The organism is Salimicrobium album (assembly GCF_900107115.1).
In the GTDB taxonomy this organism is placed as follows: Bacteria; Bacillota; Bacilli; order Bacillales; family Halobacillaceae; genus Salimicrobium; species Salimicrobium album.
The window spans coordinates 101,258-114,407 of record NZ_FNOS01000005.1 but is presented as its reverse complement, the minus strand read 5'-3'; the positions used below and the strand labels follow the sequence as shown (position 1 = coordinate 114,407).

General features: G+C 47.2%; 15 protein-coding genes and 1 riboswitch. Of the genes, 2 read left to right on the top strand and 13 right to left on the bottom strand.

The genetic code is table 11. From position 1 onward, the window contains the following. Nucleotides 1–6: 6 nt before the first annotated feature. The gene (locus tag BLU03_RS10230; RefSeq protein ID WP_245698824.1) at nucleotides 7–1,932 is read left to right on the top strand and encodes a cytochrome c oxidase subunit I; all 1,926 of its coding nucleotides are present in this window, start codon (nucleotides 7–9) and stop codon (nucleotides 1,930–1,932) included. Beyond that, the gene (locus BLU03_RS10225) at nucleotides 1,922–2,497 is read left to right on the top strand and encodes a cytochrome c oxidase subunit 3 (RefSeq protein ID WP_076571210.1); all 576 of its coding nucleotides are present in this window, start codon (nucleotides 1,922–1,924) and stop codon (nucleotides 2,495–2,497) included. Before BLU03_RS10230 ends, BLU03_RS10225 begins: the two co-directional genes overlap by 11 nt. A gap of 90 nt (nucleotides 2,498–2,587) precedes the next feature. On the opposite strand, the gene BLU03_RS10220 is transcribed toward BLU03_RS10225, so the two are convergent. The 13 genes from BLU03_RS10220 to BLU03_RS10160 all read right to left on the bottom strand — a co-directional run bounded on the left by BLU03_RS10220 (nucleotide 2,588) and on the right by BLU03_RS10160 (nucleotide 12,999). Then, complete coding sequence (locus BLU03_RS10220) at nucleotides 2,588–3,781, bottom strand: M20 family metallopeptidase (RefSeq protein WP_093107598.1); 1,194 nt, start codon at nucleotides 3,779–3,781, stop codon at nucleotides 2,588–2,590. Between the two features lie 12 nt (nucleotides 3,782–3,793). After that, nucleotides 3,794–4,627 (bottom strand): MetQ/NlpA family ABC transporter substrate-binding protein, encoded by an 834-nt coding sequence (locus tag BLU03_RS10215; protein ID WP_008588144.1) that lies wholly within the window; start codon nucleotides 4,625–4,627, stop codon nucleotides 3,794–3,796. 18 nt (nucleotides 4,628–4,645) lie between these two features. Further along, entirely contained in the window at nucleotides 4,646–5,308 is a 663-nt protein-coding gene (locus BLU03_RS10210; RefSeq protein ID WP_093107596.1) for a methionine ABC transporter permease, read from the bottom strand. Further along, nucleotides 5,298–6,326, bottom strand: a complete 1,029-nt coding sequence (locus BLU03_RS10205) for a methionine ABC transporter ATP-binding protein (protein ID WP_008588141.1) — start codon at nucleotides 6,324–6,326, stop codon at nucleotides 5,298–5,300. Before BLU03_RS10205 ends, BLU03_RS10210 begins: the two co-directional genes overlap by 11 nt. Before the next feature lie 86 nt (nucleotides 6,327–6,412). Continuing rightward, nucleotides 6,413–6,528: riboswitch (SAM riboswitch) on the bottom strand. A gap of 163 nt (nucleotides 6,529–6,691) precedes the next feature. Further along, complete coding sequence (locus tag BLU03_RS10200) at nucleotides 6,692–7,450, bottom strand: SDR family oxidoreductase (RefSeq protein WP_076571200.1); 759 nt, start codon at nucleotides 7,448–7,450, stop codon at nucleotides 6,692–6,694. Between the two features lie 142 nt (nucleotides 7,451–7,592). Beyond that, nucleotides 7,593–8,624: a S66 family peptidase gene (locus BLU03_RS10195; protein WP_093107594.1), complete on the bottom strand. Its 1,032-nt coding sequence runs from the start codon at nucleotides 8,622–8,624 to the stop codon at nucleotides 7,593–7,595. A gap of 54 nt (nucleotides 8,625–8,678) precedes the next feature. Next, nucleotides 8,679–9,344, bottom strand: a complete 666-nt coding sequence (locus tag BLU03_RS10190; protein WP_093107592.1) for a DUF1028 domain-containing protein — start codon at nucleotides 9,342–9,344, stop codon at nucleotides 8,679–8,681. Nucleotides 9,345–9,547: 203 nt separating this feature from the next. Beyond that, nucleotides 9,548–10,957 carry an amidase gene (locus tag BLU03_RS10185; protein ID WP_093107843.1) on the bottom strand — a complete coding sequence of 470 codons (1,410 nt, stop codon included), beginning with the start codon at nucleotides 10,955–10,957 and terminating at the stop codon, nucleotides 9,548–9,550. Then, complete coding sequence (locus BLU03_RS10180) at nucleotides 10,950–11,138, bottom strand: hypothetical protein (RefSeq protein WP_245698823.1); 189 nt, start codon at nucleotides 11,136–11,138, stop codon at nucleotides 10,950–10,952. Before BLU03_RS10180 ends, BLU03_RS10185 begins: the two co-directional genes overlap by 8 nt. A gap of 176 nt (nucleotides 11,139–11,314) precedes the next feature. Then, nucleotides 11,315–12,067: a hypothetical protein gene (locus tag BLU03_RS10175; RefSeq protein WP_093107590.1), complete on the bottom strand. Its 753-nt coding sequence runs from the start codon at nucleotides 12,065–12,067 to the stop codon at nucleotides 11,315–11,317. A gap of 42 nt (nucleotides 12,068–12,109) precedes the next feature. Beyond that, a complete protein-coding gene (locus BLU03_RS10170) occupies nucleotides 12,110–12,397 on the bottom strand; it encodes a hypothetical protein (protein WP_076571188.1) in 288 nt (95 codons plus the stop codon). 73 nt (nucleotides 12,398–12,470) lie between these two features. Next, nucleotides 12,471–12,665, bottom strand: coding sequence for a hypothetical protein (locus tag BLU03_RS10165; protein ID WP_076571186.1), 195 nt, complete (start codon nucleotides 12,663–12,665; stop codon nucleotides 12,471–12,473). A 34-nt stretch (nucleotides 12,666–12,699) separates the two neighbouring features. Further along, a complete protein-coding gene (locus BLU03_RS10160; RefSeq protein WP_076571184.1) occupies nucleotides 12,700–12,999 on the bottom strand; it encodes a DNA-binding protein in 300 nt (99 codons plus the stop codon). Nucleotides 13,000–13,150 lie beyond the last annotated feature (151 nt).

Sequence of the window (13,150 nt, the reverse complement as noted above, 5' to 3'; positions counted from 1 at the left end):
GAGACTATGGAATTCTCGTTTAACGGAAAATCTGTATTCGTACCCACGGACGTCATCGCCGGGTGGCTAAGCGTACTTATAATCACACCTATTGTTCTATATATCATCATTAAAAACCGGTACTGGTCGACGATTTTGGATTATACCACGACGACCAATCACAGAAAAATCGGTACCCTGTACATTCTTTTTTCCATGCTTTTCTTTTTAAGAGCAGGTGTGGACGCTTTATTTATGAGGACCCAGCTTCTCACCCCGGAAAACGAATTCTGGGTCTTTCAAGGTGAAAAATATAATGAACTGTTCACAACTCACGGAACCATGATGATATTTTTCGTGGCCACCCCTATTCTAATCGGGCTGATGAACGTTGCTGTACCGCTTCAGATCGGCGCTAACGATCTGGCTTTTCCATATTTGAACCTGGTCGGGTTCTATCTGTTTTTAACGGGAGGAACGATTTTCTTCCTCGCCTTCTTTTTCAATGCTGCGCCGAACATGGGGTGGACTGCTTACGCTCCGCTTTCGACCGATTCTTATACGCCCGGGCCCAACAACAATTTCTACATATTCGGGCTTCAGGTTTCCGGGCTTGGCACGATATTTGCAGCGATCAACATGATGGCTACCATTATTCGCCTGCGGGCACCAGGGCTTACGTTATCGAGGATGCCGCTTTTCCCCTGGGCTACGCTGATTACTTCTTTCTTAATTTTGATCGCTTTTCCTGTGCTGGCGATTGCTTTACTGCTGCTTCAGTTCGACCGGCTTTACGACGCCACTTTCTTCCTCGGGGAACTCGGCCATCCGGTCTACTGGCAGCACCTGTTCTGGATATTCGGGCACCCGGAAGTTTATATTATCGCTCTTCCGGCTTTCGGAATCTTTTCGGACATCATCTCCAACTTTTCAAGAAAAAATGTGTTCGGCTATACGTCCATGGTCATTTCCCTGACGCTAATCGGCCTTCTTGCCTTAATGGTATGGGTCCACCACATGTTCACCGTGGGGCTCGGGGCATTTTCGAACACCTTCTTCGCAATCACTTCCATGCTTATCGCCGTGCCGACAGGAATTAAAGTGTTCAACTGGCTCTTCACGATGAGACGCGGCGTCATAAGTATGAAAGCTCCTATGATGTTCGCTTTGGGCTTCATTCCCACCTTTGTCATGGGCGGGGTGACCGGGGTGATGCTCAGTTCGGCAGCTGCGGATATGCAGTTCCATGATTCCTACTTCGTAGTCGCCCATCTGCACTACGTTATCATCGGCTCCACCATACTGGCAGCATTCGCCGCTATTTACTACTGGTATCCGATCATGACCGGGAAAATACTGGACGACACACTCGGGAAGTGGCATTTCTGGCTGTTTCTTATCGGCTTCCACCTCACTTTCTTCCTGCAGCACTTAGCCGGCCTCGACGGTATGCCGAGACGTGTCTATGAATACACCCAGGAAGACGGAGTGTGGTCCTACAATTTCATCAGCAGTATCGGAGCCTATCTTATGGCTGTATCTATGCTGTTTTTCCTTTGGAATATCATTAAGACCCATCGCAGCGGCGCCAAAGCCGGAGACGACCCGTGGGACGGACGGACCCTGGAGTGGAGCGTCCCTTCCCCTCCTCCGGAACACCCGTTTGAAAGAATGCCGGTCATCGACCGCAGAGACATGTTCTGGTGGTCGAAAATCAATAACAAGCCGTTACCGGTCGCAAAAAACCCCCGTCCTTCTCCCATTGCGAGAAGAACGTTCCAGCCGATGTTTCTTGCCGGGAGCTTATTCATCTTAAGTTTCGGCTTCATTTACGGATGGGTGTGGGTGCAGATCCTCGGCGGCATCCTGTCGTTAAGCACTTTCGTCATCAGAGCGTTTTCCGATGAACGCACGGAGGCATATAAGAGAGAGGAGGAGGAAAATGAGCAGTAAGCTAATGTCCGAAGAGTTATTTGCCGACAAAAAAACGGGTTTCTTCATATATCTCTTTGTGGAAGCGATTATGTTCACGACACTGTTCGCCACTTACCTCATTTACACTCCACCGCAGACAGGGCCGTACCCGGGTGAACTGTTCGAATGGCAGACGACACTGTTCGCTTCTCTCTTCCTGATATCGAGCAGTGGCACTCTGCTCCTCTCGGAAAAAGGACTGAAGGAGAGGAAGATGAAGTTGATAGTGGCAGGTGTGGTCATCACGTTTCTGCTCGGAGCCGGCTTCATGTACTTCGAGATAGAAGAATTCCGCAAATTCATTACCGATGGACACGTCGTCTCAACGAACAACTTCCTGTCTGCATACTATGTATTAGTCGGTCTTCACGCCGTCCATGTAACGTTCGGGCTGGGCTGGATGATCGTACTCCTTGTTCAGGGCAGACTTCTGCCTTTCAACCTGTTTAAGGAGAAACATAAAATATTCAATTACTACTGGCATTTCGTAGACGCCATCTGGATAATCATTCTGCTCGTTGTTTATATTCCCTACCTCTTCTGATCCTTAAAATGAGTACAGAAAGGCAACTAAAAAATCTTCGCCGGCTTACTATTCCCAGTAAACGGCGAAGATTTTCTTTCCTCTAAATATTCACGCCTCCCTGCCAAGGTATTCATTCTTCACTTTCTGTAACAAATCCGCTGAGCATAACAACTCGACTCCTGTCAGAGCCAACGCTTTCGCTCCTTTCAATAAGGCTGCGTCACCTTCTCCCGAGCGGGCTGCTTCCCTGAATTCCTTCGTATGAGGAACGAGGTCCTCTTCACCGATTTTGATGTAAGGATGGATAGTCGGTACCACCTGGCTGATGTTCCCGGCGTCCGTGGAGCCGAGTCCTTTCTTCAGCGGCCGATAATCTTCCCCGAGCCCTTCGATCTTTTCTTTGAAAATCTCCTCAAACGCAGGCGTCACGTTGAAGTTATCCACCCCGTTCTGAATTCTCGTCATAGTATAGGAAGAACCTGTTGCCGCAGCAGCCCCTTCAGCGACCTTTTTTACTCTGGCGGTAAGCCGGTCACAGTCCTCTCTCGTCTTCGCCCTTAAGTAAAACCGGGCCCTTGCGTATTCCGGTACTATGTTCGGGGCTTCTCCCCCGTCCAGAATCACTCCGTGCATCCGTACGTCTTCAGATACGTGCTGCCTGAGAGCATTAATGCCGTTGAATAACTGAAGCACAGCGTCCAGAGCATTGATCCCATCTTCCGGGTTACTGGCAGCATGGGCAGCTGCCCCGAAAAACTCAAAATCCACCGGATCCACCGCCAGCGTCGGGGCGGAACCTGAAGTAGTTCCGAGCGGATGGACCATCATACAGACGTCTATGTCCCGGAGGTACCCATGTCTTACAAACGTACCCTTAGCGCTTCCGTTCGGCCCTCCTTCCTCTGCCGGAGTTCCGAGAACTACCACTTCCCCACCTGTTTCCTCTATCACTTCTCCGAGAGCAATCGCTGCCGCTGTTGATGCCGTACCGATGATATTGTGCCCGCACGCATGCCCAAGGCCGGGAAGGGCATCGTATTCCGCTAAATATCCGATAACAGGGCCCGGCCGGCTCGATTTCTTACGTGCCAAAAAGGCGGTTTCGTGGTCCGGAATTTGCCTGTCAATAGTGAACCCGGCTTCTTCAAGGAGAGAAGTAAGCAACCCTGAAGCGAAAAATTCTTCATTTCCTGTTTCCGGATTGTCATGAATCGCATGACTCGTCGTAATATAAGTTTCTTTCCTGTTTTCAATAAAACTGGCGATGTGTTCCTGTAAGTCGTGTGCTGTGGTCAAAGTCATAATTACTCTCCTTTACCATCCTATTTTTTCGAGAGGGACGAACGTCGGTATCAATGAATCATCGAATACTTCACGAATGTGTTCTGCCACATCTTCCTGCTGGTATATATCGACAATTTTCTGATACACTTCTTTATCCGCTTCCTCGGCCTGCGCTGCGATAATGTTTATATAAGGTTCAGCTGTCTCATCTTCTATGAAAATAGCGTCGTCCACCGGAACAAACCCTGCCTCTACGGCTACCCCGTTGTTGATAACAGACGCTGCTACATCAGTCAGTACACGCGGCGTCTGGGCAGCTGCGACCGGTTCAAATTGCAGATTCTTAGGATTGTCCGTTATTTTATCCAGCGAACCGTTCCCGTCAAAATCTTCCGGCAGACCGATCAGTTCTGCTTTCTCCAGCAGAAGAAGGGCACGCCCCATATTTGTAGCTTCTTTCGGTAAGGCAATAGAACTCCCTTCCGGAATATTTTTTACATCTTCATATTCTTCCGAGTACACACCCATCGGCGCAATGATTGTAGTAGCGATAGGTTCGAGATCGAGGTTCCGTTCTTCAATAAAAGAGTCGAAGTAGGAAACGGTCTGAAAGGCATTCAAATCGATATCCCCGTCCGCCAGAGCCATGTTGGGACGAACGTAATCCGAAAACTCCACGAGCTCTATTTCAATTCCTTCTTCGGCTGCTTTTTCCTTCACTTTCTCCCAGATAGGTACGCCGGATCCATTCAGACCTACTTTAACGACTTCGTCACTTCCCGAAGCCCCACTTTCCTTACTGCATCCTGCGAATAATGTCCCGGCCGCTATTACCAGACCAAGTAGTACAATTAATTTTCTCATTTTAATAAATCCTCCCGCCTATTGTCTTCTCATTTTTTTGGATAACACGTTGCCCAATGTCTGCACGATTTGTACAAGCAGTACGAGCAGCAGAACCGTAACGATCATAATATCCGTTTCGAACCGCTGATATCCGTAGGCTATCGCCAGGTCTCCAAGACCTCCTCCTCCGACGAAGCCGGCCATGGCAGATGCCCCAACTAAGCCGATCGTCGCTATCGTCAGGTTCAGCACGATGGAACTCAAGGCTTCCGGTACATATACGCGTAATATAATCTGCCAAGGAGAGGCTCCCATCGCTTCTGCCGCCTCCACGACGCCGGGTTTCACTTCCATAAGACTGCTTTCCACCAGCCTTGCTATATAAGGTCCTGAAAATAGTACGAGCGGTACGACAGCCGCTGCAGTCCCAATAGACGTGCCGACCAAAAACCTTGTAAGAGGGAGGATCGCTACAAGAAGAATAATGAACGGGATGGATCGAAAGAAGTTGATCACTACGCTTAACCCTTTGAAAAATGCGCTATTTTGGAGAAGCCCGCCGTGTCTCGTAACGACAAGTGCGATTCCAAGCGGGATACCGATGAGTGCCGCTACCACCAGTGACACCCCTACCATAATCAATGTTTCGTTGATGGCCTGCAAAATCTTTGGCCAGAATTCCAGTAAATTAACCTGCATCAGCTTCCACCTCCTGGACGCTTACTGTCCGCTGTATATAATCCAGTGCTCTGACAATCTCCCTGTCTTCCCCCAGCAGTTCCACTACCAGCTGGCCAAACGGGATTCCCTGCAGTTCCGTAATTTGTCCGAAAAGAACGTTCACTTCGACCTGATAGTTTTTGGCTACCTGTGAAAAGATGGGCTGAGCAGCCTTCTCCCGGACGAATGTGACCCGGTATACGTGACGTCCTCCCCCGCGTTCTTCAATACCCGAGAGGATGGAAGGCGGGATATCGCTCTCCATCACCGACTGGATAAAGTTTTTCGTCGTCGGGTGCTGAGGATTCGAGAACAGTTCGAAAATGGACCCCTGTTCAATGACCTGGCCGTTTTCCATGACAGCGACACGGTCGCACACTTCCCGGACTGCGTTCATTTCGTGGGTAATCATCAATATCGTAAGGTTATACTCGTCGCGTACTCTTTTCAGTAACTGAAGGATCGACTTCGTCGTCTCAGGATCAAGTGCCGAAGTCGCTTCGTCACATAATAAAATGTCCGGTGATGTAACAAGCGCCCGGGCAATACCTACCCGCTGTTTCTGACCACCCGAGAGTTCTTCCGGATACTGATGTGCTTTATCCGAAAGTCCTACGAAATCAAGAACCTCTTCCACTCTGGCTTTTATTTTTTTCTTGGGAGTGCCGGAAATGATCAGCGGGAAGGCGACATTATGTAAAACCGTTTTAGACTCCAGTAAGTTAAAGTGCTGGAAGATCATCCCGATACGCTTGCGCATTTTCCTGAGTCCGGGCTTGGACAACCGGGACAAATCATCCTCCTCCACTAATATATTGCCCCCGGAAGGCTGCTCCAGCAGATTCACCAACCGGACAAGCGTACTTTTCCCGGCTCCACTGAACCCGATCACTCCGAAAATTTCACCTTTCTCGATCGATATGTCTACGCCATCCACCGCCCGCAACTCTTTTCCGTTGTGCTCATACACTTTCGAAACGTTCTCGAACTGAATCATGCTCCATCCTCCTTACTTAAACGAAAAAACCCCTCTTCCAGAAAAATGGAAGAGGGGTCTTCTAATAAAATTTAGAAAACCGTCTCTTCTCATCTTTCAAGTGCGATGCACCTGCTGGAATTGGCACGGTTTTCGATGGAATTCCATCAGTTCCGCTGCCGAGGTTTCAAAGGGCCAGTCCCTCCACCTCTCTGGATAAGAAGATACGTTTATAGTTTTTTTGTGATGTGAACTATCTTAATACAATCATGACTTTGTCGTCAATCAGTTTTTTGAAAATTATATTAAATAAGTCACTGAACGTGCAGGTGAAGCTCATTATAAAACCCTCCCGAAAAGTTCGAGAGGGTCACTTCGATTGAACGTCAGTACGCCAGCCACCCGGCATCTGCTCTGATCACTTCACCATTGACAAAAGCTGAGTCTTCACTGGCCAGAAACAGTGCGATTCTGGCTACTTCTTCCGCTTCGCCATTCCTCGGGTTATTCCCGGACCCGGACAAAGCCCTTTCCATACCGAATTCATCCGGTTCTGACATGGTCGTTCCAATATTCGTAGCCACTCCGCCCGGAGCAATAGCATTGCAACGGATTCCGTGATTCGCATATTGGAAACCCACGTTTTTTGTATAACCGGCCAGAGCATGCTTGGAAGCTGTATATGCAGCTCCGGCTCTGGAACCTGCAAGGCTGGCGGATGAGCCCATGTTGACAATAACACCACGGCCCTTCTCCAAAAAAATCGGAAGGGCTTTACGAGTAGCTCTCATAGGTCCCGTTGTATTTACCGCCAGCACCTTTTCCCATAATTCATCGGTTACCTCGGCAGCAGGCATCATGTTATCCATCATCCCGGCATTATTAACCAGAATATCCAGCGTTCCATACGTGTCGACAGCTGTGTCGATCAAACGCTGGACATCTGATTCTTTCGTCACGTCCGCCAAGACCGCTGTAGCAGTTCCATTATTCTTTTCAATTTCCTCGACCGTTTCCTGCGAGCCTTTTTCATTAACGTCAGAAACGATGACCTTCGCACCTTCTTGTGCATATAATATAGCGATTTGTCTCCCCATTCCTGAACCAGCTCCGGTTACCACAGCTACCTGACTTTCAAGTTTCATAAAGCAGTTCTCCCTCCTGAAAGATAGTTGAACCCTTTTAGAATCGAAAGCTGACCTGAAGATAAGACAACCTATCTTTATCTTATCACTTCATATAAAAAATTCAAAATAAAGAACATTTATCCTTAAAAAGAAATGAAATCTATTGCACTCCACTTTCCAGAATGGAAAAAGTCTTTTCACTGCAATTAATTTCCGCTTGCGCTCCATAAGGAAGGAGAAATTTCGGCTCCGTATGGCCAAAATTCAAGTTGTACAGCACAGGCAAATCCACGAGACCATACTCCTTCATTACCCGGGAAATAACTTCTTTGTATTCCTCATAGTAAGCTTCATCTTTCGGCTTACCGAATACGATGCACGCAGCCTTCTGCAGAATCCCCTGGGTCGCGTAGTTACGAAGCCAGCGTTTTATATCCTCAGGCGGAGTTTTTTCTTCAGACGTTTCAAAGAAAATAATTCCGCCCTTCCACGCTTCCTTCTCCGGCCAGAGTGTCGTCCCTTTCACCATTTCCAGAACATCGATACAGCCGCCGATGAGTCTGCCTCGTGCTATACCGGAACCCTGGAGAACTTCATAACCTGAGTTCGCCTGCATCGTACGGCGGGTGTTTTTGTTCGACTCTTCCCACTCCAGATGTTCACTCGTCCACTCTTTGGCAGGAGGAATGTTACCGATAGCTTCTCCTGAAAAAAGTGTGCGGTTCAGCATATTTACTGTATACGGATCCATTTCCACATTTTCCGCAAAATCCGTTAAGACCGCCGGACCATAAAAAGAAGAGAGACCTGCCTTGTGGCAAAAGAGATGGGAAACCGTAACGTCTGAGTATCCCATAAAAACTTTGGGATTATCGCGGATCACATCAAAGTCGATGTACGGCAGCAGGCGGACACTGTCGTCCCCGCCTATATTGGCAATGATGCCTTTAATCGACTCGTCTTTAAACGCGTTCATCAGATCTTCCGCACGCGCTTCCGGATGCTCGTAAATGAAGTCCGATCCTTTCAGGCTATTGGACATCGACACTATTTCCAGGTTAAACACTTCCTGAAGTCTGCTCACACCCTGCTCATACCGCCATCGGATGCCAGGATCCCCGGCTAACCCTGAGGAAGGGCTTACTGTTGCCACTTTGTCTCCTGCTTTCAGTTTTTGCGGTTTGATTAACAACGAAAACGCTCCTTTTATTACTTTATTTCTTACCTTATCAGAGCTTACTCTATATCAGGAATCAAAATTTCCTTTAGGGTTATCTTTAGTGGGAAGATCCCCGACGAAAGGGAACAGTTCTTCTTCCGCTACCTGATGAACTCTGTACAGCTCCTTCACAGGGTCAGGGTGCTCATCAACCCGAAGGTCGACTAAAGGGTACTCTTCAGTGTCCGAAACGCGGACGGCGGCTGACTGCCGGCCACGCTTGTCCCCTCCCTCATCCTGACCGGCCTGCAAAGCCATAATAAGCCTTTCGGATAGTGGTTTACCTTCGGTTTCCAGAAAAGAGTCATACATCGCCTGAATCGTCTCGGGTCCGGTGAGCATATTCCCCGCTACCGCAAAATGATCTCCTTCCCGGTGTCCATACCATCCTTCGCATTCGTCCCCTGAAAAAGCGGCACTGTTTCCATCCTTGTCCACGATACAGAACTGCCGGATGGCTGGTTGTGCGTCTTCTTTTAAAACCTTTTCTTTCACTTTCTCTGCGGAAAATCCTTCACTTAGATAACGGACACCGTTAATTCCTATATAAGGATTGACGAAAGACTGAGTAGCCACGGCTCCCGCCTTTGGTGCAGTAAAAGGACAGAGCGCTCCTACCGCCGGTACTTTGGTGGAGACCGCCACTCCAAACTGACCGGTCTCTTTGCATTTTGCTGTAATCGAAAAAGTCATATCAGCATTTCTCCTCTCGTTCTGTAAACGTTTCTGTCGATTATGTATCCCGTACCTACTGTACTTTCGGCTCTCCGACTTCGTTTTTCATTCTATTGAGTTTAAAGACCTGCTGATTTCCAAATGGAGCAGCAGGTCCTGTAACATAAACTATTTCATAAATTTCAGGTGAGTTTATTCAGAATTAACACCTGTTTAACAATTTACCTGAGTTCAGGCTTCTTCCCCTGCATCGGAGCTGTTTTTTCGAAAGCATATCCTGCATTAAGGATTCTTCCTTCTTTAAATGCCGGCCCGATGATTTGCATGCCTACCGGCAACCCCTGACTTAGTCCGCAGGGCACGGATAATGCCGGAAGACCGGTTAAGTTTTCCGGCCCCATGAACCGGATAATATTATCTATTACATCCACTTTTTCTCCATTCAAATAGGCAAAGTCTTCCCCAATATTGTTCGGAAGTACAGGCAGTGTCGGAGCCATAATGACGTCAACCTTATTGAATGCTTTCTGGAAATCCTGTTTCAGCTGTCTTCTTACCTGTTGAGCCTGAAGATAATCGACAGCAGAAGGGAGTTCGCCAAGTTCAAACAGCAGACGTATGTCACTTCCGAAGTCCTGCGGTCTGCTCTGTAAATCGCTATGGTGTATGGCGGATGCTTCCGAGAGGGAGGTGATCAGTTCCGCCCAATCCGAATACTGAAGAGAAGGGATCTTGACTTCCTGCACTTTAGCACCCTGGTCGACCAATTTTTGAATTCCGTTGCGTACCAGTTTTTCCACTCCTGAATCTACGCCTTTAAAAAAGAAATCTTCGTTGACACCTATAACGAGATCTTTCACGTTCCCTGTCACGGCCCCTACGTAGTCATCCACAGGGACATTGATTGAAGTCGGATCCTTTTTATCAAATCCTGCAATAATTTGAAGCAACCCAGCTGCATCTTTTACTGTTTTCGTCATCGGGCCGACGTGATCGAGCGTCCATGCCAGTGGATAAACCCCATATTTACTGACTCTTCCGTAAGTCTGTTTTAAACCGACGGTCCCGCAGGCAGAGGAAGGGATCCGTATGGAACCGGCGGTATCCGTACCGAGAGAGGCTATCGTGGCATCCGAAGCAAGTGCTGCGCCGGATCCTCCACTCGAGCCTCCCGGTATTTTATTCGTGTTCCATGGATTGCGTACTGCACCATAGTGCGGGTTGTTATTCGTCACACCCCAGGCATATTCATGCAGGCTCAATTTACCGGTGAAGACGACCCCTGCTTCTTTTAATTTGGATACCACTGTCGCATCGTGATCGGAGACAAAGTCTTTGTGGATTTTCGACCCCATCGTAGTCACTTTGTCTTTCATATAAATGATATCTTTTATAGCCATAGGAATACCATGGAACATGCCCCGGTACTGCCCACTGCTGATTTCTTTTTCCGCTTTCTCCGCTTCTTTCAAAGCATCTTCCCTGTATATTTCAATATGGGAATTAATCGTTTCCTGCGTAGCCTCTGCCCGGTCCAGAACCGAATTTGTGATATCTACCGGAGATATTTCCCCTTTTTTCAAAAGCGGTGCAAGTTGTTCGACTGATTGTGATGCCAGTTCTTTACTCAGAATGATCACCTCCGGGAACGTTTCTTAAACTGATGTCGGCATCATCCACATTCACAGTTTCAAGATTCCCTCGCGCTGCTTTAAGCCCTGCCCACCGGTTCTCTAAAATTTCCAGGTGTTCTTCTTTAGGATCTATACCTTTTTGTTCCAATAGTTCTTTAACGGAAAGAGCCATTTTCATCACCTTCCCTGTTTTATTAGAGTACTGCCAAGATTATCATCCGGGAGTTTCTCACATTCCGAATAAACGCCTATACAACGCTGTATTGAAAACGCTTACAGTAAACTTATTGAAAGATTAACAATTTTTTGAATATAAGTCAATCAGGAAGATAGATAATACCTTCTGCTTAATGCTCAATATCCTATAATGGCAGTTTGGACTTCCTTTACCACCTTTTCGGAAATCCTGTTAATATCCAGCAGGTAGACATTATTCAAACGCGGATTAAATACCCCCAGCTTTTCAATCTTTGCGAACTCCGGATGTATGGACTGCTCTCCCATCAGGTAGTAAACGAGGAGTTGTAACGTATGCTTTCCGGTCGGCCTTGATTTCGAAACCTTGAAGTCCCACAAGGTATCTGCGGTCAGGAAGTCCCCGTCTCCGCTGTGGATAAGATCCGTATATCCACCCTGAAAGGTGAAACCGTCTTTCACTACCGGCCCGTAGATATCAAAAAACGTAAGGGCTCTCTGGACCATCACTCGTATATTCCCGATCGTATCTTTTTCAGGTTCGATCAATCTAACCGGCTTATAACCTTGTACCCCCGCACGAACAATCACATCGTATCCGGAAAGTTTACAGGCGTTTATAACGGAAGTGTCATCCGTACCGTTTATTCCTTTGACCAGGTTCGCTGCTCTCTCCTTCTCCCGTATACGTGCGGCTCCCAGCAGAGAAATACTGAATACCTCTTCAGCCGGTGTACCGGTTTTACACCGCGTTAAGTAATCTACCGCCAGTCCTGTAAGACTTGGATGTAGATTCTCTTTTTCCTTAAGGTCACATTCATCCGGCAGAGAAGTGACGGCGAATTCACCCGGGTTTACGTATCCTCCCCGAGGTTGCCTGATTTCTGAAATTCTTTGCGTAACTGATACCATGCGACCCCTTCTTTCCTGCTCAAGTCGTAATCTCCGGAGGCATTATTTTTCAGGTTTAAGAATCGTCCTTTGGAGAGGCACACCGCCCATGGAAACATTCTGCTCCATAAAAATGTAGGACCGGCCATCTATGATAAACTTCCGGTTACCTTTATAACTGACTTGCCTTCCCTGTGAGGCGAGTTCCTGTTTTATAGCTTCTACGTATTTCTTATTATTTACATATCTATCGTCAAAATCGATCGTGATGTTACCTTTTTTGTAACCCATAAGCCGGTTAAAACCGAAAAGTAGAAGTATTGCAATAATTAATATCAAAAACACTTCCATATAGCCTGAGCCTCCCCTGTGAGAAAACGCTTTTCTTAGCATACGATTAAAAAGAGGACGCGTTTCAATTTATTTAAAGCTCATTATTTTCGATTTTTATTTGCCTGTCATAATCTTTCGCGGACCACTCTACCAGTAAATAAATCAAAAAAGCGGCACATGCGCTCGCTACGTTCTCTGTCCACGAAACCACCGGTTGGAAACTCCACTGCCATATGGTGGGCACCAGGAAAAAGATTATACTGAACCGCAGGCTTTTTCTCAGCATCGGTGCTCCCCCCTATCGTCGTATACTTTCTAAGTTACTTTCCTATACTTTTCAACCACTCATGAAGACGTGCTTTCGGGTAGTAAATTTTATTGTTGATCGTAACGTGCGGAATGTCCGGGTACTCCTGCAGCAGCGCTTTCGTATCTTCTTTTGATACACCTATGTAGTAATGTACATCTTTTTCCTTTATTAACTTGTAGTCTTCTTCCTCCCTGAAGATTTCACTGAACGAATCACCGGCCTCGGGATTTTTGAAGTTTTTAAGACCTTCCCCGATAAAATATCCGGCAAAGGCTATCCCCACTGCTATCCAGAAAAAATCGAATTCCATTTTCGTTCCTCTCCTTTCTTCCTCCAGCTTTTTCATTAGTTACAATTATTTCAAATGAACAGGAGAAACTCAATTTCTTTTTCAAGAACCCCCCTGACTTTTGTAGGAATCGAAACAAAGCCCGGGATTTATTGTTTAAAATACCCATAAA